The sequence below is a fragment of the Pasteurella sp. XG20 genome (assembly GCF_018968665.1).
Classification (GTDB): Bacteria; Pseudomonadota; Gammaproteobacteria; order Enterobacterales; family Pasteurellaceae; genus Pasteurella; species Pasteurella multocida.
Window position 1 is genome coordinate 614,291 of the sequence record NZ_CP076656.1, and the last position, 25,675, is coordinate 639,965.

Consider the following 25,675-nt stretch of genomic DNA (forward strand, 5'->3'; position numbering starts at 1 on the left):
ACGTAAATATGTTACTTGACTTGTTGTTTGATTGCATCCGCTACTAGCTCAGCTTCAGGTCCAAGAATCACTTGTAAACCATTGTCACCTAATTTGACATTACCTTTTGAGCCTAGTGCTTTTAATTGCTCTTCATTCACTTTGCTACGATCAACTAGTGTTAAACGTAAGCGAGTAATACAAGCATCGATAGCTTGGAAGTTGTCTTTACCACCCAATGCAACGATGAAGTTAGCCGCACGTTCTTCACGAGAGGCGTCTTTTTTCACATTGATTTCCACTTCCTCTTCTTCACGGCCTGGTGTTTTTAAATTGAACGCTTTGATTGCAGCACGGAAGATGACATAGTAAATCACACCGAATACAAGACCTTGTACGAGTAACATGTACCAATCTTTAGCCAGTGGGTTTTGTGAAGAAAGTACCATATCAACGAAACCTGCACTGAAACCAAAACCTGCCATCCATTGCATTGAGGCTGCAATAAAGACAGAAAGACCAGTTAATAAAGCGTGAATGACGTATAAGACTGGCGCCACAAACATGAACGCAAATTCTAATGGCTCTGTTACCCCTGTGAAGAATGAAGCTAATGATGCGGCAATCATTAATGAGGCAACTTGTGCTTTTTTACCAGGTTTTGCACTATGATAGATTGCTAATGCGGCGGCAGGTAAACCGAACATCATAACAGGGAAGAAACCGGCTTGATACATTCCTGTTACACCAAGAACGGCAGTACCATTTGCAAGAGATTGTGCACCACCTAAGAAATTAGGAATATCGTTGATACCCGCCACATTGAACCAGAACACTGAGTTTAAAGCGTGGTGTAAGCCGACTGGAATTAAGAGACGGTTTAAGAAACCATAGATACCCGCCCCAGTTGCGCCAATATCCGTGATCGATTTACCAAAACCAACTAAACCATTAAAAATGACTGGCCATAAGTACATGAGGATGAAAGACACAACGATCATCACGACAGAGGTCACGATAGGCACTAAACGTTTGCCACTGAAGAAGGCTAACGCTGGTGGTAATTCAACTTGATGGAAGCGGTTATATAATTCAGCAGAAATAACCCCAACTAAAATCCCAATAAATTGGTTGTTAATTTTGCCAAATGCGGCAGGGACTTGATCGGCAGCAATGCCTTGTAATTGTGCAACAGCACCTGGAGAAAGCAAGGTGGTGACAACTAAAAAGCCCACTAAGCCCGACAGTGCGGCTGAACCATGTTTATCTTTAGACATACCAAATGCTACACCAACGGCGAACAGAATTGCCATGTTGTCAATAATGGCGGCACCAGACTTGATCAAGAAGGCAGCAAGCTGGCTTTCTCCACCCCAACCATTCGGGTCAATCCAGTAACCAATACCCATTAAGATAGCAGCAGCAGGTAGTGCAGCAACTGGCACCATTAATGCTTGCCCAATTCTTTGTAAGTAACTTAGAATGCTCATAGGAACTCCTTTTTATATTTTTCTCTCGATTTTGTTGAGAAAAAAGTAAACGTTTTCTCAAGCGTCTCTAACTATATGCTGATAATTTTCTATTGCAAATTAAAACTGTTGTTTTTGTGATTCTCATCACTAAATATCCCACGGGGATGAATTTTTATTGGCTATTTAAAATCACTTATTTTATAATGCAAAAAAATCAAAACTCCATATTGAAAAAAAAATTGATGGCAATATTTCAAAATGGTGTTGGCGATAGGGGAATCCTTGATTTCACAGTAATTTTACATACAAAAAGAGGTAACACATTATGCGTTTAATTCCATTACACAATGTTGATCAAGTCGCAAAATGGTCTGCACGTTATATTGTTGATCGTATTAATCAATTTCAACCAACAGAAGCGCGCCCATTCGTATTAGGTTTGCCTACGGGTGGTACTCCGCTGAAAACCTATGAAGCGCTTATTGAGCTGTATAAAGCGGGCGAGGTGAGCTTTAAACATGTTGTGACCTTCAATATGGATGAGTATGTTGGTTTACCAAAAGAACATCCTGAAAGCTACCATTCTTTCATGTATAAAAACTTTTTTGATCATGTTGATATTCAAGAGAAAAATATCAATATCTTAAATGGTAATACCGAAGATCATGATGCCGAATGTCAGCGTTATGAAGAGAAAATCAAGTCTTATGGCAAAATTCATTTATTTATGGGCGGTGTTGGTGTAGATGGCCATATTGCTTTTAATGAACCGGCTTCATCCCTTTCCTCACGTACGCGTATAAAAACGCTTACAGAAGATACGCTAATTGCCAACTCACGTTTCTTTGATAACGATGTTAATAAAGTGCCTAAATATGCACTCACCATTGGTGTGGGGACGTTACTTGATGCAGAAGAAGTGATGATTCTAGTCACAGGTTATAATAAAGCTCAAGCTTTACAAGCCGCTGTAGAAGGTAGCATCAATCATTTATGGACCGTCACCGCATTACAAATGCATCGCCGAGCGATTATTGTGTGTGATGAACCTGCGACGCAAGAGCTTAAAGTGAAAACAGTTAAATATTTTACTGAATTAGAAGCCTCTGCTATTCGTAGCGTGAAATAAAAGGAGATAAGCATGTACGCGTTTGTTAATGCCGTAATTTACACTGCAAAAGACGTACTTTATGGTAAAGCGCTTGTTGTCGATGGCGATAAAATTAGTGCAATTCTACCCGTAGAAGACGTGCCAGAAAATCTTCAGAAAATTGATTTACAAGGGAATAATTTAACCGCAGGTTTTATTGATCTTCAATTAAATGGCTGTGGTGGCGTGATGTTTAATGAAGATATTAGCGTGAAGACGTTAGAGATCATGCAAGAAACTAATTTGAAATCCGGCACGACAAGTTATTTACCAACCTTTATTACGTCACCTGATGAAGGAATGAAAGACGCAGTGAAGGTGATGCGTGAGTATTTAACTCAGTATAAAAATCAAGCATTAGGTTTACACTTTGAAGGACCTTATTTGAGTGTTGAGAAAAAAGGGGTACATCGAGAAGAATATATTCGTGCGATAAGCCCAGAAATGAAAACATTCTTGTGTGATAATGCAGATGTGATTACTAAAATTACGTTGGCAGCCGAAAATCCAACGGCACAGTATATTCCAGACTTTGTTGAAAAAGGGATTATCGTCTCGCTTGGACACTCGAATGCGACTTATGATGTCGCACAACAGGCTATTGAGAAAGGGGCGAGTTTTGCAACCCATTTACATAATGCAATGTCACCAATCAGCTCTGGACGAGCGATGGGAGTAGTGGGCGCCGTATTAGATTCTGATATCTATACAGGTATTATTGTGGATGGTTTACACGTTGATTATGGCAATATACGACTCGACAAGAAAGTAAAAGGCGACAAATTGTGTATTGTGACAGATGCAACTGCTGCAGCCGGTGCAGACATTGACTCCTTTGTTTTCGTCGGTAAAACAGTCTATGTGCGTGATGGTAAATGCTATGATAGCAATGGTACATTAGGTGGCGCTGCAATCACGATGATTGAGTCAGTGAAAAATGCGGTACAGGAAGTTGGCATTCCATTGGATGAGACATTACGTATGTGTAATTACTATCCTGCTAAAGCAATTGGTGTGGATCATAAACTTGGCTCAATTGAAGTGGGTAAAATCGCGAATTTAACAGCATTCACAAATGATTTTAACGTGTTGGGTACAGCCGTGAATGGTGAATGGAAAGCGAAGTAACACTTTCTCATTTTATTAAAAATAGCGTGTTAAATTAACACGCTATTTTTTTATCGCTAAATCAAAACCACGTCGGATAAAAGTGGTTTTGTATTACATTGCTTTGATGTGCTTTTTAGAGAACAACCGTCTTATTTTTGTAAACAAAAATACGATCGTGCAAAGCCAGATCTAATGCACGGCTTAATACTGTTTTTTCAACATCTCGTCCTGCACGCATCATAGCTTCTGCATTATAAGTGTGATCCACGTTGATCACATTTTGCATAATAATAGGACCTTGATCTAATTCGTTATTAATAAAGTGTGCAGTTGCGCCAATAATTTTGACACCACGTTCATAAGCTTGGTGATAAGGTTTTGCACCAATAAATGCAGGTAAAAAAGAATGATGAATATTGATCACTCGATTTGGATATTTTTCAACAAACTGAGGGTTGAGTACCCGCATGTATTTTGCTAACACAATATAATCTGGTGTATATTCATCGATTTTATCTGCAAGTAACTTATCATGTTCTACTCGTGTGAGATCATGATGGCTAATGTAGTGGAATGGGATGTCAAAGCGTTCTACTAATGTTCTTAACGTATCATGATTACCAATCACCGCAGCGATTTCTACGTCTAAACCACCATAGTAATTTTTCATTAAAATATCGCCAAGGCAATGCGCTTCTTTGGTGACTAAAATGACAATGCGTTTTCTTTTCGCACTAATTAAGCGACAATTTGTTCCCTCTGGAAGACTAAATTTTAAGTCAGCTAATAAGGTATCTTCATTAAAAATGCCCTGTAGTTCAGTGCGCATAAAGAAATGCTTTGTGTCAAAATCCACAAATTCATTGTTATGAATGATATTGAGCTGATGTTTGTAACAAATGTTGGTAATTTTTGCGATTAAACCTTTATCATCTGGGCAATCGGTTAATAATATTTTATTTTCAATCATAAGTGTGTTGTTTTAGTCGAAAAAATAAAAAAGAAAACCCATCAAGAAATGGGCTTTACGACAAAGTAAAATAAATTAAATTTCGAATGAACTCAGGGATTTACCCGCATCCAAGGCTTTTTGAATGACTTTTGGTGTTCTACCTTGACCAGTCCAAGTTCTTTCTTCACCATTTTCATCGATATATTTGTATTTTGCTGGGCGAGGTTCTCTCTTTTTACGTTGAGATTGAGATTCTTGGCCTAACAAAATTGCTAATTCCTGGGCTGTAATTCCTTCTTGGATTAATGATTCTTTCAACTTCGCAATTCTTGCCTGACGTTCTGCTATTTCACGTTCTGCTTTGGCTTCAGCTTCACGTTTTTCTTCAACGACGAGAGAGAACTTTTCTAAAGCAATTTCAAGTTGTTCTAATGAGGTTTCACGAGCCAGCACACGTAAACTTCGAACATTGGTTAACATCTTTAATAAATCACTCATACTTGTTCCTCTATATAATGTCACACAGGGATTACATAAAATATAATTAAACATAATCAAACGTAAGTAATGATATAGTAAATATTATTATTGGTAAATGCTATTTTTGTAGAATACTTCAAAGTTTATATTTTTTTAGTTATGGAATTGTAAATTAAGTTAAAAATATTCCCTTCTCTCTATTGGCAAGGATCACTTTTTATTGTAGTCTTGTTGCCATCCTACTTGTGTAGAGGAGCGATCACTATAAGTATTTTTTCTGAGTGGATAACGAAGAGGAAAAAGGAAAGGAGTGACCGCCGAAATCAATTGAAAGTCATTTTGATTGGTTGGTGGCGTATTCGAAAGGAACGTCATTGTCATAGTCTTTTTTAAACTATGGAGCGCTACTGGTTGGGTCAGGTCTTAATTAATTTTTGCCTACCTTTTTAGATCATTTCTATATTCTTACTCAGTGGTTATTCCTTCATTATAAGGTAAAAAACTTATGGAACTTATTGATTATTCGACGTCTATTTGGTCTGTCGTACCCCCTATTTTAGCATTATTATTAGCCATTGGGACACGCCGTGTTATTTTATCATTGAGTGTTGGTATTATTGTAGGTGCTTTAATGCTTGCAGATTTTAATATTTCGCATACGCTAATGTATCTCAAAAATAATATTATTTCATTGGCATACAGTGATAACGCACTTAATTCAAATAACATTAATATTGTGTTATTTCTCTTCTTGTTAGGTATTTTAACCGCACTTCTTACTGTCTCTGGTAGTAATCGAGCCTTTGCAGAATGGGCACAAAAACGAATTAAAGATAGAAAAGGGGCTAAATTATTAGCCGCATCGCTCGTGTTTGTGACTTTCATTGACGATTATTTTCATAGCTTAGCGGTGGGAGCGATTGCCAGCCCAGTTACAGATAAATTTAAAGTTTCACGCCCAAAACTTGCCTATATTCTTGATTCAACCGCTGCGCCAATGTGTGTGTTGATGCCTGTATCAAGTTGGGGCGCCTATATTATTACACTTATTGCAGGACTTCTTGCGACTTATTCGATCACCGAGTATTCCCCTATCGGTGCATTTATGACAATGAGTGCAATGAACTTTTATGCTATTTTTTCTATTTTAATGGTGTTCTTTGTATCTTATTATTCGTTTGATATTGGTTCAATGGCGCGTCACGAAAGAATGGCCCTAGCGCGTGTAACAGAAGAAGAAAAACTGGAAAGTAGTAATAAAGGGCATGTTCTCTATTTAATTTTACCGATTACTGTCCTGATTTTAGCAACCGTTGGTATGATGATGTACACGGGCTATGAAGCATTAGCGGCGGATGGAAAACCTTTTGATGTGTTAGGCGCGTTTGAGAATACTACAGTAGGGATTTCATTGGTTGTGGGGGGATTAAGTGCGGTCTTGATTTCGACACTATGCATTCTTATTGATCGTCAAGTGAGTTTGGCGGAATACGGTAAATCCTGGATTTTAGGCGTGAAGTCAATGCTCGGTGCGGTATTGATTTTATTGTTTGCTTGGACCATTAATACCATCGTTGGAGATGTCAAAACAGGGATTTATTTATCTTCATTAGTATCGGATAGTTTACCGATTGCTTTGTTGCCTGCGTTATTATTTATTTTAACTGGAATCATGGCATTCTCGACAGGAACAAGCTGGGGAACTTTTGGGATTATGTTACCGATCGCGGCAGCGATTGCAGCGAATACTGCACCAGAATTGATGTTACCTTGTTTATCCGCAGTCATGGCTGGTGCAGTTTGTGGTGATCATTGCTCACCAATTTCGGATACCACGATTTTATCTTCTACCGGGGCAAAATGTAATCATATCGACCATGTAACAACACAGTTACCTTATGCGATGTTAATTGCGACGGCGTCTATTGCAGGCTATTTAGTACTAGGGTTCAGCCAGTCAGGCATACTGGGTTTTGTGACAACGGGTGTGGTTTTATCGGTACTTGTTTTTATATTTAGAAAAAAATAAATTGTGAGATAGTTCACAAATAAAATAAAAAATTTTTATTTTAGGTTATTTTATAAAATGCGGCGTAATGCCGCTTTTTTTATGATTTAAAGAATATATTTTTTATATTATTCTGATTTTTTGTTTGTTTTTGGTTTTATATTTTGGGTTATGTTCTTTTATTGTGCATTCTGCCAATAAAAATAGATAGACAATAAAGGCGGTTTCCAGTAAAAATGAGAACGTGTTAATGCATGACATTATAACAACATCAATTAAAGCAATAAGCACGTAAAGTGTAAGACATTTAGAGGTGAAAATGAAAAAGTTATCTGGCGCAGAAATGGTTGTGCAGTCTTTGCGAGATGAAGGCGTTGAGTTTTTATTTGGTTATCCTGGCGGATCGGTTTTAGATATTTATGATGCGATTCATACCTTGGGGGGCATTGAACATATTCTTGTTCGACATGAACAAGCCGCGGTGCACATGGCAGATGGTTATGCCAGAGCAACCGGTAAAGTGGGTTGTGTTCTTGTGACATCCGGACCCGGTGCAACTAATACCATCACTGGTATTGCAACAGCGTATATGGATTCCGTGCCTTTGATTATTTTATCTGGACAGGTGATGTCAGGATTAATTGGCAGTGATGCTTTCCAAGAATGCGATATGGTGGGTATCTCTCGTCCAGTCGTCAAACACAGTTTTTTAGTGAAATCTGCGGCTGAAATTCCTGAAACCATTAAAAAAGCTTTTTATATTGCGTCAACAGGCAGACCGGGACCTGTGGTGATCGATTTGCCAAAGGATGTGGTTAATCCTGCACATAAATTTACTTATCATTATCCAGAAAAAGTTGAATTACGTTCTTATAATCCAACAATACAAGGGCATAAAGGGCAAATTAAAAAAGCATTAAAAGCCTTATTAGTCGCGAAAAAGCCGGTGTTATTTGTTGGTGGTGGTGTCATCACTGCGAATTGTAGCGACAAATTAACGCAATTTGCACAAACCTTAAATTTGCCGGTCACTTCCTCCTTAATGGGATTAGGTGCCTATCCAAGCTCAGATAAGCAATTCTTAGGGATGTTAGGCATGCATGGTACTTACGAAGCGAATAATGCAATGCATCATAGTGATCTCATTCTTGGTATTGGTGTGCGTTTTGATGATAGAACGACTAATAACTTGGCAAAATATTGTCCACATGCAAAAGTGATTCATATTGATATTGATCCAACGTCTATTTCTAAAAATGTGTTGGCATCTATTCCGATTGTAGGTAGTGCAGAAAAAGTCATTAATGAATTTTTAGCCTTATTAGAGGATGACAATTTATTAAAATCGCAAACTGCCTTGGATGAATGGTGGCAGCAAATTGATGAATGGAAAGCAGTAAAATGTCTCTCTTTTACACGAGATGATTCCGTCATTAAACCACAGCAAGTGATGGAAGTGGTTTATCGATTAACACAAGGTGAGGCTTATGTCGCCTCAGATGTTGGACAACATCAAATGTTTGCGGCATTACATTATCCGTTTAACCAACCTCGGCGTTGGATTAACTCTGGTGGCTTAGGGACCATGGGCTTTGGACTACCAGCCGCACTTGGGGTAAAGCTCGCTTATCCTGACTCAACAGTGGTGTGTGTGACGGGAGATGGCAGTATTCAAATGAATATTCAAGAGCTTTCTACTGCACAGCAATATGATATTCCAATTGTGATTATCAGTTTGAATAACCGCTTTTTAGGCATGGTGAAACAGTGGCAAGATCTGATTTATTCTGGACGCCATTCACAGTCTTATATGAATTCTTTACCTGATTTTGTGAAGCTTGCTGAGGCTTATGGACATGTGGGGATCCAAATTAATACGCCAGATGAATTAGAGGAAAAACTTACTCAAGCATTTTCGATGAAAGATAAATTAGTATTTGTCGATATTAATGTTGATGCGACGGAACATGTTTATCCGATGCAAGTACGTGGTGGTGCAATGAATGAAATGATTTTAACGAAACCGGAGAAGGCGAATGCGTAGAATTTTATCAGTATTATTAGAAAATGAATCGGGAGCATTATCTCGTGTGGTAGGCTTATTTTCACAACGTGCATTCAATATAGAAAGCTTAACTGTTGCCCCCACTGATGATCCTACATTATCTCGTATGACAATCGAAGCCTATGGAGATGAGCAAGTACTCGAACAAATCGAGAAGCAGCTACATAAATTAGTTGATATTTTTAAAGTGATCAGTTTAAGCGACTGTGACCATGTTGAGCGTGAAGTCTTACTGATTAAAGTGAGAGCGCAAGGCGCATCACGTGATGAACTAAAACGTTTAACAGATATTTACCGAGGTCAGATTGTGGATGTGACAACGAAATCCTATACCATTCAGTTGACGGGGACGAAAGATAAACTAGATGCGTTTATTTCAGCAGTGAAAGAGGAAACGACGATCATTGAGATTGTACGTTCTGGTCTAATCAGTTTATCTCGTGGAGAAAAAAATTGTTTATAAGCGCTTAACTCATTGAATAAACTCAGTTTAAAAGTGCGGTTAGATTTTTTTAAAATTTAACCGCACTTTTTTATGGGTAACTCCTTTTCATTAACGTATTAGTATTTTTTGATATTATAAATATGAGATGTTAAAATAATCATTACATTTATTTACAAATATTTATTTATTTTTAATAAATATTTACAATAAAGAGATAATCATCATCGTCACCACCTCAATAGTTTTATACATTTTAAGGGGGAAATGTGAAATTAAAGTTAGTTGAGCTCGCAAAACTTGCAGGAGTATCACGTACAACCGCCAGTTATGTGGTTAATGGGAAGGCGAAGGCATATCGCGTTAGTGATAAAACCATTGAAAAAGTCGAAAAACTGATTAAACAATATGATTTCAAGCCTAATGCGATGGCAGCTGGGCTACGAGCGGGGAAAAGTCGCACTATTGGTTTAATTGTCCCTGATTTTGAAAACGCGAGTTTTGCCAGAATTGCAACACATCTAGAAGCTGGATTTCGCCAGAAAGGTTATCAATTAGTCATCGCTTGTTCTAATGATAACCCAGAAACAGAAATGCAATGTGCTAAGCATCTTATCCAACGTCAAATTGACGCCCTGATTGTATCCACGACATTACCTGCCGATACTGATTTTTATCAACGCCATGCCAATATTCCGATTATTTGCTTCGATCGCTATCTTGATCTCAATAAGATACGTGTTTTGACGGACGATGAAGGCGACTCATATCGATTAGCAACACATTTAGGGAGACATTGTGAGGGAAAGCGGATGCTTTTTTTAGGCGCGCTACCTAAGCTAGGGCTCAGTCGAAAACGAGAACTTGGTTTTCGTCAAGCGCTCTCTGATAAGGCGAATCAAGTGGATTATCTTTATGCCTCACAGTTTCATAAATTAGCAAGTGCAAAGGCGTTTCATCATTGGTTAGAGAAACATGAGATGCCAGAAGCTATTTTTGCCACATCATTAACATTGTTACATGGTGTTTTTCAGATTTTGATTAAACGTTATCATCGTATTCCACGTTCGCTTATCATTGCAACTTTTGGTCATCACGATATGTTAGATCTGTTGGAAAATAAAGTGATTTGTTGTGTACAAAATCACGAAAAAATTGCACAGACCTTACTGCATCTTGTATTAAGTCGAATGAAATCAAAGAACGTTAAAGTGTCTGATGAAGTAATTATTCGAGAAATTATCGAATCACGCATTTAATGTGATGGTACGTCTTCAAGTTCTACGATAGGGACCGTTGTCGGTGGTGGCAACGGTTCTGGCTCACCTAAAAAATAGGGTTCCTTTTCCATTAAAATATCGAGTATCACTAAAATACGCGCAAAGAACTCTCTAAATCGTACAAAATAATGTCCTTGTGGATAGTCAGCGGCAAAACAAATAGCATCAATATTGTGATATTTAGCAATGAACAATGCACGTTCACAGTGGAATTTTTGCGTGATAATGGTGAATGAATGTGCTTTGAAAACTTGTTGTGCACGGATCACGGAATCCAAGGTACGAAAACCTGCAAAATCCATATACATAAATTCAGCAGCGATGCCCATTTTTCGTAAGTCTTTGAACATATTACGCGGTTCATTATATTGATTCGTACGGTTATCACCACTCAGTAAAAGATAATCGATCTTACGTGCGGAAAAAACCTCGTGTGCTGCTAAAAGGCGATTGTGATAAAACAGATTGAGTGTATTTTTCTCAAAATATTTAGATGTCCCTAATACTACACCGTAAGGACGATAAGGCAGTTTATTGATGTCTGTATAGATATTTTTCCGAACATAAAAGCCAATGGCTTGATCAATAAGGACTAATAGCACAATAAAAGATGACAAGGCAACCAATATATAACGTATCGCGCGTTTATAATATTGGGAAGTTAAAAAAGTCAAAATAGATGTCATTTTCAAACTATCATCACGATTCGGAAACTGATGTTCACCATAATGAAAAAAGAGTTGAAGTGCAAGCTGAATTTTAGTAGATTTGTACGTAAAGATGTTTAGACGTCTATAAATCCAATAAAAGTAAAGTGAACATAACAACAAGAATAAGCAGGCGGTAGCATGGCTGTACAGAAAGTGAAATTGTTTACGGAAGCTCCTTTTACCTTAAGTTTAGGCGGGACGCTCCAAGATATTGAGATCGCATATCAAACTTATGGTGAGTTGAATAAAGAGAAAACGAATGCGATTCTTATTTGTCACGCCTTAACGGGGGATGCAGAGCCTTATTTTGCTGATCATTCACAGCGTGGTTGGTGGCAGACATTTATGGGCGAGGGGCTTGCTTTGGACACGTCTCAATATTTCTTTATTTGTTCTAATGTGCTGGGAGGATGTAAAGGTACAACGGGTCCTTCCTCTATTAATCCGAAAACGAATAAACCTTACGGCAGTCAATTCCCGAACATTATTGTGCAAGACATTGTTGCGCTACAAAGGGCGTTATTGACATATCTCAATATTCCTCGTTTACATGCGGTGATTGGGGGATCTTTTGGCGGTATGCAAGCCACACAATGGGCAATTGATTATCCAGATGATGTGAGTAATGTCATTAATTTATGTTCTTCTCTACTATTTGGTGCAGAAGCAATTGGTTTTAACCATGTGATGCGACAAGCCGTGATTAATGATCCCAATTTTAATGGCGGAGATTACTATGATAGTCAACCTCCGGAAAAAGGGTTAGCGATTGCGCGTATGTTGGGAATGTTGACTTACCGAACCGATTTACAATTGACCAAAGCTTTTGGGCGTGTCACAAAAGCAGAAACGGAATTTTGGGGCGATTACTTTCAGGTAGAATCCTATTTAAGTTATCAAGGAAAAAAATTTTTAGCGCGCTTTGATGCCAATAGCTATCTTCATTTACTCAGAGCGTTAGATTTATATGATCCAGGCTTTCAATATGAGAGCTTGTCCGCGGCATTAGCCAGAATCAAAGCTCGTTACACGTTAGTAGCTGTCGAAAATGATCAATTATTTAAGTTGACGGAGCTACAAAAGAGTAAAAAGCTCCTTGAGGAAAGTGGCGTCGATTTAGTTTATTATCAATTTTCTTCCGATTATGGGCATGATACGTTTTTAGTTGATTATGCTTTTTTTGAGAAGAAAATTCGATTAGCTCTTGCTAATCAAGACTAGACGCTGTACGTATTTTCTGCATTTGGTGATCTTCGAATTTTTTCATTAATTCCAGCAGAGATTGTCCACTCGGTAAACATAAATCAGGGGCAATTTCGAACAGGGGGACGATCACAAATTCACGATTGGTCATATCGTAATGGGGAAGGGTCAAGCGTTCAGTCTGACATACGACATGATCGTAAAGCAAAATATCTAGATCTAAAGTGCGTTCACCCCAACGGCGAAGGCGCACTCTACCTTGTGTATTTTCAATCTGCTGTAAATGATCAAGGAGCGTTAAGGGCGGTAGCGTAGTTCGTAAATGCGCTACCGCATTTACGTAATCTGGCTGATCTTGTGGACCAAGTGGCTTACTTTGGTAAAAAGAACTGACATGGATTAGCTGAGTTGTAGGTAAGTTAGCTAATGCTGCCAGAGCCGCCTCTAACTGCGCAATTGGTGTTTGTAAATTGCTTCCTAATGCAATATAGACAGACTTCATATTAAGTTACCCTATGAGGACGAGATCGCTTTAGGTTTACGACGCTTTCTCGCACGATAATATTTTTTCTTCGGCTTAGGGTGTAAACGTTGTTGCTCTTTGACCAAGTGATCACGTTGTTCTGAATTACTAAATTGATATTCATGCCACCAGGTTGCGAGCTCAATGGTTTCTCCACCTTCAACCTCTGAGCGCATCGCTAATAGATCAAACGCCGCACGGAACTTAGGGTGTTCCATCGTACGAATAGGTTGCTGTCCTGAACGTTTGAGTAATTGCAATTGCAAAAACCAGATATCTCGGATCACAGCGGTGTGACGACGAGGCGCGGCAAGGGCGGCACAGAACAAATCTAAGATTTCAGAGCTAGCCAAGGCATAAGCATCATGATTATTTAATCCACCTTCATTTTTCAGCATCTCCACTTTTTCACGTAATGGATACCAGAAGAAAGCAGCAAATAAGAATGCAGGATTGATGCGTAATTTGTCAGCTACACGTTCATCTGTGGAAGTCAGTGCTTTGAGAATCATCCGTTCTGCAAGACTGTCACCTTTCTCAGTGAAATAAGGCATCAGTGAAGGGAAGAGTTGCTCAAATAGTCCATATTGACGTAACAGTTTATAGGTTTTTACGCCGTACCCAGCTTGGAGTAATTTTAAACATTCATCAAATAGCCTTGCTGGTGGAATATTTTTAAGTAACGGCGCTAGCTCACGAATTGGCTGTTCGCTTGGTTTTTCAAGGAACATATCCAATTTTGCCATAAAACGCACTGAGCGTAACATCCGCACAGGATCTTCTTGATAACGTTTTACAGGATCGCCAATTAAGCGTAATTTGCCCGCTTTGAGATCCTCAATACCATGAAAATAATCACGCAGGGTATTATCTTGTGGGTTATAGTACAGTGCATTAACGGTAAAATCGCGGCGTTCCGCATCTTGTTCTAATGTGCCATACACATTATCCCGTAACAGCATGCCTTCTTTGCTTTGTTTAGCGAGGCTTTCATGATTATTTTCATTATGACTTGCACGAAAGGTCGCAACTTCGATGACATCTCGACCAAACATGATATGTGCCAATCGGAAACGACGACCGACTAAACGACATTGACGTTGAAAGATCGTTTGAATTTGTTCTGGTAATGCATTCGTTGCCACATCGAAATCTTTTGGGTGTTTCCCAAGCAATAAATCTCTTAAACAGCCACCGACAATATAGGCTTCAAAACCATGGCGATGCAGTTTTTCCACAATCCCTAAGGCATTGCGATTAATCATGCGGGGAGTAATACCGTACTGCGATGCTTTAAAAATCGATTTATTGTAATGGTGCGAAAGTTTGGCTTGTTTGCTATTTGACACATTCCGAATCTCGCGTGTGGTTATGGGCTCAGAATGCGCGTTTTTGGATAATAACGGGGTAGAATCTGTTTTTTCTCTTTCGACTAAATAGGCTTTTGTTTTTTTATTAAACAGATTTTTGATGTATTTTAAAATAGTAGACCTCATCAAGTGTGTTTAGCATATTCGTAAAAAAGTGCGGTGAAACAAACCGCACTTTCGAAATGTTTTAATGATAATAACGGGGAAAATAGGTTAGCCAACCATTTGTTTTTCACGAATTTCGGCAAGTGTTTTACAATCAATACAAAGATCAGCAGTTGGGCGTGCTTCTAAGCGACGAATACCAATTTCAATCCCACACGAATCACAGTAACCAAAATCACCGGTTTCTAATTTTTTCAATGTGTTCTCAATTTTTTTGAGCAGTTTACGCTCACGATCACGTGTACGCAACTCTAAACTAAACTCTTCTTCTTGTGTTGCACGATCCGCTGGGTCTGGGAAATTAGACGCTTCATCTTGCATATGGGCAACGGTACGGGTTGCTTCCTCTACAATTTGGTCACGCCATGCTTGTAAGATTTTTTTGAAATGAAGCAGTTGCGCTTCATTCATGTATTCTTCGCCTACCTTTTCTTTATACGGTTCAACACCAGCTAAGGCTAATATACTTAAAGAGGATTTAGACATTGGGTTTCTCCTAATTAGAAATTCATCCATTGTATCAATGGTTGAAATTACATATTCATACGCATTGGCGTTGATTTAGTTAAGTTTAAAATGACCTATTCAGGTATCTAGTATTTTAAAAAGCGTTATAAATAGCAGAACTTAACTCAATTATCAAATGAATTTACCTGATATTACAATTTTTCTTGAAATAAATCTGATTTTTGAGATCTAGATTACAAAATGAGAGTCAAAATTTACTCGCTTTCCACCTTGTAGATAATGATTTCGTTTTTTCACAAACCAGCGTGGAAGGTATGAAAAACGCTCTTTTGTCAATGTCTGTCGTGACCGTATTCAGCGCATGTTCGTTACTTTGGCTACCTGAACATTTCTTGCTACATTGGTACATGACATTGTTAGTCTTCGCATTATTGCTAGTCAGCATAATCATTTGTGTTCTTTGTGGCAAAAATCACTGGATTTCGCCTCTGATCTTTGTAATGAGTTCAGTAGGCATTTTAGGCTATATTCACGATCAAGCTCGTCAGACATTATTGCAAGCGGACTTGGTTGCTCAACTGCCTCGAAAGATAGAGACAGAATTTAAAATCATTGAAGTATTACAACAAAAAAATTATCAAACTTTTGTGGTTTCAGCACAATTATCTCCACAACAAGCAAAACAAAAAATGATTCTTCAATGGCACGCGCAAGAAAAAGCACAGATAGGGGAGATTTGGAAAGGAGAGCTACGGCTCAGACCGATTTCATCAAGGCTCAATATGGGCGGTTTTGATAAACAGCAATGGTATTTCGCCAAAGGCATTACCGCTTATGCAACGGTAAAAAGTGCGGTCAAAATAAGTGAACAGTTATCTTGGCGAGAAAAATGGTTGCGAGAGGGAGTGAAACAGACCATGCAGCTGGAATATCAAGGACTGTTACTTGCGCTGGCTTTTGGTGAACGGGCATGGTTACCCACAGACATTTGGCAAACTTATCAAAAAACCAGTACAGCACATGTGATTGCGATATCGGGTTTACATATTGGGCTTGCGATGGGAATAGGTTATTTCTTTATTCGTTTAATTCAGTTCCTATTGCCATTAAAGTGGGTGACACCGACCTTGCCAATCATTGTTGGGCTTCTTTTTGCATGGTTTTATGCTGAGTTGGCGGGCTTTAGTATTCCAACATCACGCGCGTTTTTTGCTTTAACTGTCGTGTCGTGGGTAAAACTTTGGCGGCGTTCTTATTCTGTTTGGCAATTTTTTTTATTAGTTGTTGCTTTGTTATTGCTAGGTGAACCATGTATGATTTTATCGAGCAGTTTCTGGCTGTCGGTTGGTGCTGTGAGTGTATTAATGCTTTGGTATCAAATTTTTCCGCTGTCTTTATTACATTGGCGAGGAAAAAAGATCACAGAGAGTCCTTGGCGCAACTGTCGTTGGTTCTTTAGTCTTCTTCATTTACAACTTGGCTTATTGTGGCTTTTTACTCCCGTTCAATTATTGCTTTTTCAGGGAATAGCTTTAACGAGCTTTATGGCGAATGTGCTTGTGGTGCCTATTTATAGTGTGATTTTAATACCATTGATTTTATTGGCGGTGATCACTCAAGGGGCATTTTCCTCTTGGTCTATTGCAAATACTGTTGCGAAATACGTCACGATGCTTTTAACTCCATTACAATCTCATTGGGTTGTATTCTCACAGCAGGAAATACTCTGCCTGATCGCGATCTTAGCTTTAACTTTTATTATATTGATTTGGTATCTCTATGATTTAAAAAAAGAATCACTGAAGTGCTACGCTAAAGTACCACGTTTTTTTCATCTTAATCAAATGCGGCTGTTAAATCCGTCTTTAAAATGGAAAACTTATTTACTCGCTGTTGTCATCAGTCTTTACTGTTTCTTACAGATACTTTATAAGGAGATATCTCAACCGCTTTGGCGTTTAGATACGCTCGATGTTGGACAAGGGTTAGCTAACTTGATTGTCGTGAATGGGAAAGGGGTTTTGTATGATACGGGGGCGTCTTGGGCGGGAGGAAGTATGGCGGAACTGGAAATTATACCCTATTTACAAAGAGAGGGGATTGAGTTAGAACAGGTGATTTTAAGCCATGATGATAATGATCATGTTGGGGGCGCGGAAACAATTCTAAAACATTACCCTCAAGCGAAGCTGATGACGGCATCTGCTCAAAATTACGGAAAAACTGACCGCACTTTTTGTGAAGCCGGTAAAACCTGGACTTGGCAACACTTAACATTCAAGGCCCTTTCACCGACTAAAATAGTGAAGCGAGCGAAAAATACGGACTCTTGTGTGTTACTGATCTCAGATGGTTCTCATCATCTCCTCTTAACTGGTGATGCAGATATTGCTGCGGAAAAGCAGTTTGTGAATCAGTTAAGTCAACTTGATGTGTTACAAGTTGGACATCATGGCAGTAAAACGTCAACAGGGTATGAACTTCTTTATCAAACACGACCAAAAATCGCACTGACTTCAAGTGGTCGTTGGAATCCATGGCAATTTCCACATGTTCAGGTTGTACAACGACTTAAACGTTATCAAACGGCTGTATATAACACTGGTGAGTTAGGACAAATTAGCTTACTTTTTCATGCTAAACACATCGAGATTCAAACCGCAAGAACGGATTTTTCGCCTTGGTATCGTAGATTAATTGGCTTGTAAACAAAATAAAGGTACAATGTCGCCCAATTTAATTTGAAAGCGAAAAAAATTTATGCAAGATAAAGATCTTTCAACAGTACAGACATTTAAACGGTTATGGCCAATTATTAGCCCTTTTAAACTTGGATTAGTAGTATCGGGTATTGCTTTAGTGATTAATGCATTAGCCGATGCAGGATTAATTTCTTTATTAAAACCTCTTTTAGATGAAGGCTTTGGCAAGGCAGATGTTTCTTTTTTACGTACAATGTCATACGTTGTGGTCCTTGTTATCTTCCTGCGTGGTATCAGTAATTTTATTTCATCTTATTGCTTATCTTGGGTTTCCGGTAAAGTGGTGATGATTATGCGTCGTCGCATTTTTAAACACCTGATGTTTATGCCCGTACCTTTTTTTGATCAAAACTCCAGTGGACGACTGTTGTCTCGCATCACTTATGATTCTGAGTTAGTGGCGAATTCCTCTTCGGGGGCGTTAATTACAATTGTCAGAGAAGGTGCCTATATTATTTCTTTGTTAGCAGTGATGCTTTATACCAGTTGGCAGTTATCTATTGTTCTGTTTTTAATTGGTCCGATTATTGCTGTACTAATTCGTTTTGTTTCAAAGCGTTTTCGAGAATTAAGTAAAAATATGCAAAACTCAATGGGAGAATTGACCTCTACCGCAGAACAAATGTTAAAAGGACATAAAGTAGTACTCTCTTTTGGTGGACAAATAGTGGAAGAAGAGCGTTTCAACCATGTCAGTAACGATATGCGTCGGAAAGGAATGAAAATGGCGGTTGCAGATGCGATTTCCAATCCGGTTGTGCAAATTATTGCTTCTTTTGCCTTGGCTGCTGTGTTGTATTTAGCGACAGTCCCAACCATTATGGATCAAAATCTAACAGCGGGTTCCTTTACTGTCGTCTTTTCATCGATGCTAGCGATGATGAGACCGCTAAAATCCTTGACGAACGTGAATGCACAGTTTCAAAAAGGGATGGCTGCTTGTCAAACCTTGTTTGCGTTATTAGATTTAGAAACGGAGAAAGATCTAGGAACACATAAAGGGGAAAATGTTCAAGGCTATTTGAGCTTTAAAAATGTTACTTTTACTTACCAAAGTCGAGATGAGCCAGCATTACGTAATTTATCTTTTGATGTTGAAAAAGGAAAAACCGTAGCACTTGTTGGGCGTTCTGGTTCTGGTAAGTCAACGATCGCGAATTTGGTGACGCGTTTTTACGATGTTGATCAAGGTGAAATTACGTTAGATGGCATTAATATTCAAGATTATCGTTTATCCAGTTTACGTAAGAACTGTGCGGTTGTTTCACAACAAGTTCATTTATTTAATGACACCATTGCAAATAACATCGCCTATGCGGCAAAAGACAAATATAGCCGTGAGGAAATTATTAAAGCCGCAAAAGATGCCTATGCCATGGAGTTTATTGAAAAGCTTGAACATGGCTTAGATACGGTAATCGGAGAGAATGGGGTGAATTTATCTGGAGGTCAACGTCAGCGTTTGGCGATTGCTCGCGCATTATTGCGAAATTCCCCAGTGTTAATTTTAGATGAGGCAACTTCTGCATTGGATACAGAATCTGAACGCTCAATTCAATTAGCATTGGAGAAATTACAGAAAGAACGTACCGTCATTGTGATTGCACATCGCTTATCTACGATTGAAAATGCTGATGAAATTTTGGTAATTGAGCATGGTGAAATTAAAGAACGTGGTTCACATAGCGAACTGCTTGCATTAAATGGTGCATACAAACAGTTACATCATATTCAAGTTAATCATTAATTTTTTTTAACTATCACAGAAAGGGGTATCTATGCAATTTTGGTATTCACGCACGTGGATCACTTGGTTGATGCTGCCACTTTCTTTTTTATTTTGGCTCATCAGCACCTGCCGCCAGTTCCTCTTTAGAAAAGGGATATTCGCCTCTTATCGCGCGCCTGTGCCCGTGATTGTCGTAGGAAATCTTTCTGTGGGGGGAAACGGTAAAACCCCTGTCGTTATTTGGCTGGTCAAACAGTTACAACAAAAAGGTCTCAAGGTTGGTGTGATTTCTCGTGGCTACGGAAGCCAATCATCTGTGTATCCCTTACTTGTGACGCCAGACACGGATCCCATTCAGGGGGGCGATGAACCAGTCCTTATTGCAAAACGTACACAAGTCCCTGTTTGTATTTCTGCTAATCGTCAACATGCCATTGAATTGTTATTACAGCATCAACCTGATTGTGATTTGATCATCAGTGATGATGGATTACAGCATTATAGATTACAACGTGATTTTGAAATTGTGGTGCTCGATGTACAACGTGGATTCGGTAATGGCTTTTTACTACCTGCTGGACCATTACGTGAGTTACCAAGCCGTTTAAATACAGTAGATCTGATTATTTGTCATGGCCAGGCGAGCAAGTATAGTGATGTAGAAATGACACTTGTACCTCATCATGCCATTAATCTTGTGACAGGTGAATCACGCTTATTGAGTGATTTCCATCGTGTTTCTGCTATTGCGGGTATTGGGCATCCACAACGTTTTTTCTCGATGTTAGAAAACTTATCAATGCAATTAATTCAAACCAAAGCGTTTCAAGATCATCAAACGTTTGAGGCAGCACAATTTGTCGATTTTGATCAAACTCAGCCTTTGTTAATGACGGAAAAAGATGCGGTCAAATGTCTGTCTTTTGCGCAAAAGAATTGGTGGTATGTCCCCGTAGAGGCAGAGATTAAAGGTGAAAAAGTGCGGTCATTTTTGGCAAAATTTGATGAAATTCGCAAAACAGTATGAAGTGAGGAAACATGGATTCAACATTATTAGAGATTGTCGCTTGTCCTATTTGTCATGGGCGTTTAGCGCTTGATCAAACCAGCCAGAAATTAGTCTGTCATTTTGATAAAGTTGCTTATGACATCAATCAAGGTATCCCGGTATTGTTAGCGGAACAAGCCATGCCTTTATCCGCAAGACAAGAGGAGCCGTAATATGACAAATTTTACGGTCATTATCCCTGCACGTTATGCGTCAACACGTTTACCTGGGAAACCTTTAGCGGAGATTGCGGGAAAACCGATGATTGCACATGTCTTTGAAAAGGCGATGCAGTCAGGTGCAAAACGCGTCATTGTCGCGACAGATCATGAACAAGTTGCGACAGTTGCACGAGGATTTGGCGCAGAAGTTTGCATGACATCTGAAGCACATCAGTCAGGAACTGAGCGATTAGCTGAAGTGGTTGAGAAGTTAGGCATTGCGGAAGATGAAATCATTGTCAATATTCAGGGAGACGAACCCTTGATCCCACCGGCAATTGTACGTCAAGTTGCTGAGAATTTAGCAAAATACCAAGTAAAAATGGCAAGTTTGGCAGTCAACATAACGGATCCAGAAGAATTGTTCAATCCTAATGCGGTCAAAGTATTGACCGATCATGCCGGCTATGTGTTGTATTTTTCCCGTGCACCGATTCCATGGCATCGTGATCAATTTGCCTCTTTACCAAAAGAAAAAAGCACAAGAGGACAATTGGTCTTGTCCGATCACTATTTACGTCATATAGGTATTTATGCCTATCGTGCAGATTTTATTAAACAGTATATTCAATGGCAACCGAGTGTATTAGAGCAGATTGAAAGCTTAGAGCAATTACGAGTGTTATGGTATGGTGAAAAAATCCATGTAGAATTAGCGCGAGAAGTGCCGCCGGTTGGCGTGGATACCGCTGAAGATTTAGAAAAAGTGCGGTCAATTTTAGAAAAATAAAGGGCAGGCGTTTAGCGACGCCTGATGCTGTTTATGTTTGATGCCAAATCCTTTTTAGCCAATGTTTCCCACGATGCGGGTGTTTATCGTATGTATGACGAGAAAGACACCGTCATTTATGTGGGAAAAGCGAAGGATCTGAAAAAGCGCCTCTCAAGTTATTTTCGCACTCATCTTAGCAGTAAAAAAACAGAGGCGCTGGTTAGTGCGATTGCACGAATTGACACCACGATTACATCGTCGGAAACAGAGGCCTTATTGCTTGAGCATAACTACATTAAGACCTATCAGCCGCGTTATAATGTTTTATTACGCGATGATAAATCCTATCCCTATATTTTATTAACCGCAGAGCGCCATCCTCGTATTAGTGCATATCGAGGAAGTAAAAAAATTAAAGGCGAATATTTTGGACCTTATCCGCATGCTAGTGCGGTCAGAGAAACCCTTTCTTTACTGCAAAAACTCTTCCCAATCCGCCAGTGTGAAAATGCCGTTTATAACAACCGTTCTCGCCCTTGTTTACAATATCAGATTGGACGATGTGCAGCCCCTTGTGTTGCAGGTTATGTGACGGATGAGGCTTATTTACAACAAGTTGAGTTAGCTCGTCTTTTTTTACAAGGCAAAGACCAGCAAGTGCTTGAACATTTGATACATAAAATGGAACAAGCCAGCCAAGCACTGGATTTTGAAGAGGCGGCTCGCATTCGTGATCAAATTCAAGCTGTCCGTGCCGTCATGGAAAAACAATTTGTGTCCACTGAACGTCTGGATGATATGGATATTCTCTCGATTGCTTACCAATTAGGTATTGCTTGTGTTCAGGTCTTGTTTATCCGACAAGGTAAAATGTTAGGGAATCGGAGCTATTTCCCTAAAGTACCGGCAAATACAACGTTGTCTGAGTTAACGGCAACCTTTGTGGGGCAATTTTATTTACAGGCACACCAAGGACGCAGTATTCCACACCGTATTATTGTTGATCATAAGTTATCGGAAAAGACTGAGTTAGAAGAATTACTGACTCAGCAAGCGGGGCGAAAAGTTCATATTCAAGACAATACAAAAGGTGAGAAGAGTAAATACTTGCAACTAGCCAAAATGAATGCTCAATCAGCATTAGTCACTCAGCTTAAACAAAGTACGTTACTCAAAGAACGCTATCAAGCGCTGCAAGCCATTTTACAGTTAGGTGAAATTCGACGTATGGAATGTTTTGATATTAGTCATACAATGGGTGAACAAACCATTGCATCTTGTGTGGTTTTTAATCAAGATGGACCATTAAAGTCGGACTATCGTCGATTTAATATTACCGGAATTACCGCTGGGGATGATTATGCAGCCATGGAGCAAGCCTTGCTAAAACGTTATGATAAGCCACTTGAGCAAGAAAAAATCCCAGACGTGATTTTTATTGATGGTGGTAAGGGACAACTTAATCGCGCGTTACAGACGTTTGCTAAGCTAAACGTGAAATGGGATAAAAATCAACCGCACTTAATTGGTGTGGCGAAAGGCATTGATCGGAAAGCAGGGTTAGAAACCTTAATTCTAAGCAAACAGGGAAAAATACTTCATTTACCTTCTGATCATTTAGCCTTACATCTGATTCAACATATTCGTGATGAAAGCCATCAGCATGCGATTAGTGGACATCGTAAAAAACGCCAACAAGCCTTTTTACAGAGTGGCTTAGAATCGGTAGAAGGTGTTGGTGCAAAACGCCGTCAAACATTGTTGAAATATTTAGGTGGGATGCAAGGGGTCAAAAAGGCTACGCTAGATGAAATCGCCTCTGTTCCAGGCATTTCTAAAGCCCTTGCCGAACGAATTTATGATGCTTTGCGAGATTAATACATGAATCTTCTTAGGATATGAAAATTCCATTTTCAAATAAAACAGATATGTTTTAGAATAATTAGACTATAAAAACGGACCTGACTCTTTCTATGAAACCAAATATTCCTATATTCCTTACGCTTTTCCGTGTCATTTTAATTCCTTTTTTTGTCATTGCATTTTATTTGCCTTTCTCGTGGTCGCCTTTTTTAACCGTATTGATTTTTTTTATTGCTGGCGTCACAGATTGGTTTGATGGTTATCTTGCACGAAAATGGAAACAAACGACACGTTTTGGCGCATTTTTAGATCCTGTTGCGGATAAAGTGATGGTAACAGTCGCCCTCGCTTTGGTTGTTGAATATCACCATTCTTTTTGGATTACTTTGCCAGCAGTGATCATGATTTCTAGAGAAATCATCATTTCCGCATTAAGAGAATGGATGGCTGAAATTGGCGACAGGAATAAAGTGGCGGTATCTTGGCTCGGAAAAGTGAAAACCACAGCACAAATGTTAGCGTTAGGTGGATTGTTGTGGCGCTATAATGTGGTGATGGAAATTGCTGCGATTGTTTTACTGTACGTTGCGGCGATTTTAACCGTTTGGTCGATGTTACAATATTTAAAAGCGGCTAAAGGCAGCTTACTTTCGGATATTACACTTTAAATACGTTTAAAGGCACTTTCTCCAGTGCCTTTTCTTTTGCCTCTATTTTAGGTTGGAGAATAAGCGTTTTTTTATATTGTGATTTGTTTTTAAGCGATTAAATTATTCTTTTACATTTTTTATTTGACTCATTCAGAGAAATAAGTAAAATGCACATCATTGTTTGAGAACACAGTTTCTTATGCAACGCGGGAATAGCTCAGTTGGTAGAGCACAACCTTGCCAAGGTTGGGGTCGCGAGTTCGAGCCTCGTTTCCCGCTCCAATATCTCATATTGCATTAGTGATAATGCCCGAGTGGTGAAATCGGTAGACACAAGGGATTTAAAATCCCTCGCTTTTCGAAGCGTGCCAGTTCAAGTCTGGCCTCGGGCACCATTAAAATAGCAATAAGATCTACAATCCAGTCGCTTAACGCGGCTTTTTTTGTATCTAAGACTTCCTACTTTTGTTTTCCTCATTTCCTTATTAGTAATAACATTCTCTTTTTTTAAGATTGCTTTTTATCTGTTTGACCATTCTGGCTTATTTGCGAATGATTTTTATTTGTTTAATATTTAAACATTACGGCTTATGTTATTTATTTTATAAAATATATTAAACATATTATATTAAAAAAATGTTATGTAAGTTTTTTTATTTTGTGAATATAAAAGAGAAAATGTATAGTACAGAAATAAATCAACTTACCCTAATAAGATTTTATGACTTTACTGATAAATGAAGTAGAGAGATAAACGTAAACATGTATACTTTATTTCAATTTATCTTTCTGTCTCACTCCTTTTGAATGGTGTTGTTATGGGGCGTTCTTATCACATGGGGTAGTGATTTCTCCTTAGCTGACACAATCAGAAGGCTGGTATGATTGTTGGATACTTAGGATCCGATAGCACAAAAGATACTGAATAATGAGGATTGTAATAGCTGTTGCCCATTACGTGTCTAAATAACATTTAAGATACGTTTGTAAGATAAGTGAGTTAATTATTTGGAGCATACTTTATTAAAAGCTGATCTACTCTAATAACAATAAAATGTGATATTATTTAATCAACGTAGATTCATTTGAAAGAGCAGCGACAGATGTAAAAGTGTTATAGAAACGTATTATTTTATTTGCTAACTCATCGGACCAGTTGTTTTTGTATATTTTTTCATTTCAGTTCGGCAAAAAATATGATTAAAATTCCCTCAGATTATTTGGTGATTAAAAATGTTTTCTTATGCAATTATCACTAGATAACAGTCACATCTCTGATGAGAATATCATTATTTTTTTAATTAAAAATTAGG

The 25,675-nt window shown here is 38.6% G+C and carries 21 protein-coding genes, 2 tRNA genes and 1 riboswitch; of the genes, 16 read left to right on the forward strand and 7 right to left on the reverse strand.

Going from position 1 to position 25,675, the window contains the following annotated elements:
- Window positions 1-11 precede the first annotated feature (11 nt).
- Window positions 12-1,469 carry an N-acetylglucosamine-specific PTS transporter subunit IIBC gene (gene nagE, locus KPF51_RS02790; protein ID WP_005722690.1) on the reverse strand — a complete coding sequence of 486 codons (1,458 nt, stop codon included), beginning with the start codon at window positions 1,467-1,469 and terminating at the stop codon, window positions 12-14.
- Between the two features lie 307 nt (window positions 1,470-1,776).
- Here nagE and nagB point away from each other — a divergent pair, with 307 nt between their 5' ends.
- Both nagB and nagA read left to right on the forward strand, forming a co-directional pair.
- Window positions 1,777-2,580, forward strand: coding sequence for a glucosamine-6-phosphate deaminase (nagB, locus tag KPF51_RS02795; protein WP_005716895.1), 804 nt, complete (start codon window positions 1,777-1,779; stop codon window positions 2,578-2,580).
- A 12-nt stretch (window positions 2,581-2,592) separates the two neighbouring features.
- Window positions 2,593-3,729, forward strand: a complete 1,137-nt coding sequence (gene nagA, locus KPF51_RS02800) for an N-acetylglucosamine-6-phosphate deacetylase (protein ID WP_005722685.1) — start codon at window positions 2,593-2,595, stop codon at window positions 3,727-3,729.
- A gap of 115 nt (window positions 3,730-3,844) precedes the next feature.
- Here nagA and purU read toward each other — a convergent pair whose 3' ends face one another.
- Entirely contained in the window at window positions 3,845-4,681 is an 837-nt protein-coding gene (purU, locus tag KPF51_RS02805) for a formyltetrahydrofolate deformylase (RefSeq protein ID WP_005722683.1), read from the reverse strand.
- A 75-nt stretch (window positions 4,682-4,756) separates the two neighbouring features.
- Window positions 4,757-5,161, reverse strand: coding sequence for an H-NS family nucleoid-associated regulatory protein (locus KPF51_RS02810; protein ID WP_005731792.1), 405 nt, complete (start codon window positions 5,159-5,161; stop codon window positions 4,757-4,759).
- 222 nt (window positions 5,162-5,383) lie between these two features.
- A riboswitch (Lysine riboswitch) is annotated at window positions 5,384-5,558 on the forward strand.
- Window positions 5,559-5,648: 90 nt separating this feature from the next.
- Between KPF51_RS02810 and KPF51_RS02815 the strand changes: the two genes are divergently transcribed.
- The 4 genes from KPF51_RS02815 (at window position 5,649) to cra (ending at window position 10,917) form a co-directional block, all read left to right on the forward strand.
- The gene (locus KPF51_RS02815) at window positions 5,649-7,172 is read left to right on the forward strand and encodes a Na+/H+ antiporter NhaC family protein (protein ID WP_005754323.1); all 1,524 of its coding nucleotides are present in this window, start codon (window positions 5,649-5,651) and stop codon (window positions 7,170-7,172) included.
- 298 nt (window positions 7,173-7,470) lie between these two features.
- The gene (locus KPF51_RS02820; protein ID WP_005722680.1) at window positions 7,471-9,195 is read left to right on the forward strand and encodes an acetolactate synthase 3 large subunit; all 1,725 of its coding nucleotides are present in this window, start codon (window positions 7,471-7,473) and stop codon (window positions 9,193-9,195) included.
- Window positions 9,188-9,679: an acetolactate synthase small subunit gene (ilvN, locus tag KPF51_RS02825; RefSeq protein WP_005716871.1), complete on the forward strand. Its 492-nt coding sequence runs from the start codon at window positions 9,188-9,190 to the stop codon at window positions 9,677-9,679. The genes KPF51_RS02820 and ilvN overlap by 8 nt, the downstream gene beginning before the upstream one ends.
- 248 nt (window positions 9,680-9,927) lie before the next feature.
- Window positions 9,928-10,917 carry a catabolite repressor/activator gene (gene cra / locus KPF51_RS02830; protein ID WP_005722679.1) on the forward strand — a complete coding sequence of 330 codons (990 nt, stop codon included), beginning with the start codon at window positions 9,928-9,930 and terminating at the stop codon, window positions 10,915-10,917.
- On the opposite strand, the gene KPF51_RS02835 is transcribed toward cra, so the two are convergent.
- Window positions 10,914-11,624 carry a vancomycin high temperature exclusion protein gene (locus tag KPF51_RS02835; RefSeq protein ID WP_005722678.1) on the reverse strand — a complete coding sequence of 237 codons (711 nt, stop codon included), beginning with the start codon at window positions 11,622-11,624 and terminating at the stop codon, window positions 10,914-10,916. The two genes, cra and KPF51_RS02835, sit on opposite strands and share 4 nt — an antisense overlap.
- Before the next feature lie 162 nt (window positions 11,625-11,786).
- Here KPF51_RS02835 and KPF51_RS02840 point away from each other — a divergent pair, with 162 nt between their 5' ends.
- Entirely contained in the window at window positions 11,787-12,869 is a 1,083-nt protein-coding gene (locus KPF51_RS02840; RefSeq protein ID WP_211599573.1) for a homoserine O-acetyltransferase, read from the forward strand.
- On the opposite strand, the gene folK is transcribed toward KPF51_RS02840, so the two are convergent.
- The 3 genes from folK to dksA form a co-directional block, all read right to left on the reverse strand.
- Complete coding sequence (gene folK, locus KPF51_RS02845) at window positions 12,856-13,353, reverse strand: 2-amino-4-hydroxy-6-hydroxymethyldihydropteridine diphosphokinase (protein ID WP_005716864.1); 498 nt, start codon at window positions 13,351-13,353, stop codon at window positions 12,856-12,858. The genes KPF51_RS02840 and folK overlap by 14 nt on opposite strands.
- Window positions 13,354-13,364: 11 nt before the next feature.
- The gene (gene pcnB, locus KPF51_RS02850; protein ID WP_005722677.1) at window positions 13,365-14,870 is read right to left on the reverse strand and encodes a polynucleotide adenylyltransferase PcnB; all 1,506 of its coding nucleotides are present in this window, start codon (window positions 14,868-14,870) and stop codon (window positions 13,365-13,367) included.
- A gap of 87 nt (window positions 14,871-14,957) precedes the next feature.
- Window positions 14,958-15,395: an RNA polymerase-binding protein DksA gene (gene dksA / locus KPF51_RS02855; RefSeq protein WP_005716860.1), complete on the reverse strand. Its 438-nt coding sequence runs from the start codon at window positions 15,393-15,395 to the stop codon at window positions 14,958-14,960.
- 296 nt (window positions 15,396-15,691) lie between these two features.
- On the opposite strand from dksA, the gene KPF51_RS02860 reads away from it, so the two are divergent.
- The 9 genes from KPF51_RS02860 to KPF51_RS02900 all read left to right on the forward strand — a co-directional run bounded on the left by KPF51_RS02860 (window position 15,692) and on the right by KPF51_RS02900 (window position 24,757).
- Window positions 15,692-18,085, forward strand: coding sequence for a DNA internalization-related competence protein ComEC/Rec2 (locus KPF51_RS02860; protein ID WP_211599574.1), 2,394 nt, complete (start codon window positions 15,692-15,694; stop codon window positions 18,083-18,085).
- Between the two features lie 52 nt (window positions 18,086-18,137).
- Window positions 18,138-19,886 (forward strand): lipid A ABC transporter ATP-binding protein/permease MsbA, encoded by a 1,749-nt coding sequence (gene msbA / locus KPF51_RS02865; protein WP_005716843.1) that lies wholly within the window; start codon window positions 18,138-18,140, stop codon window positions 19,884-19,886.
- A 31-nt stretch (window positions 19,887-19,917) separates the two neighbouring features.
- A complete protein-coding gene (lpxK, locus tag KPF51_RS02870) occupies window positions 19,918-20,895 on the forward strand; it encodes a tetraacyldisaccharide 4'-kinase (protein ID WP_005722669.1) in 978 nt (325 codons plus the stop codon).
- A gap of 11 nt (window positions 20,896-20,906) precedes the next feature.
- Window positions 20,907-21,089 (forward strand): Trm112 family protein, encoded by a 183-nt coding sequence (locus KPF51_RS02875; protein WP_005716837.1) that lies wholly within the window; start codon window positions 20,907-20,909, stop codon window positions 21,087-21,089.
- 1 nt (window position 21,090) lies between these two features.
- Window positions 21,091-21,867, forward strand: a complete 777-nt coding sequence (gene kdsB / locus KPF51_RS02880; protein ID WP_064661075.1) for a 3-deoxy-manno-octulosonate cytidylyltransferase — start codon at window positions 21,091-21,093, stop codon at window positions 21,865-21,867.
- Window positions 21,868-21,900: 33 nt separating this feature from the next.
- Window positions 21,901-23,727: an excinuclease ABC subunit UvrC gene (gene uvrC / locus KPF51_RS02885; RefSeq protein WP_042742630.1), complete on the forward strand. Its 1,827-nt coding sequence runs from the start codon at window positions 21,901-21,903 to the stop codon at window positions 23,725-23,727.
- A 95-nt stretch (window positions 23,728-23,822) separates the two neighbouring features.
- The gene (pgsA, locus tag KPF51_RS02890) at window positions 23,823-24,380 is read left to right on the forward strand and encodes a CDP-diacylglycerol--glycerol-3-phosphate 3-phosphatidyltransferase (protein ID WP_005751628.1); all 558 of its coding nucleotides are present in this window, start codon (window positions 23,823-23,825) and stop codon (window positions 24,378-24,380) included.
- A 188-nt stretch (window positions 24,381-24,568) separates the two neighbouring features.
- A tRNA-Gly gene (locus KPF51_RS02895) sits at window positions 24,569-24,644 on the forward strand.
- A 26-nt stretch (window positions 24,645-24,670) separates the two neighbouring features.
- Window positions 24,671-24,757, forward strand: a tRNA-Leu gene (locus KPF51_RS02900).
- Window positions 24,758-25,675: the final 918 nt, after the last annotated feature.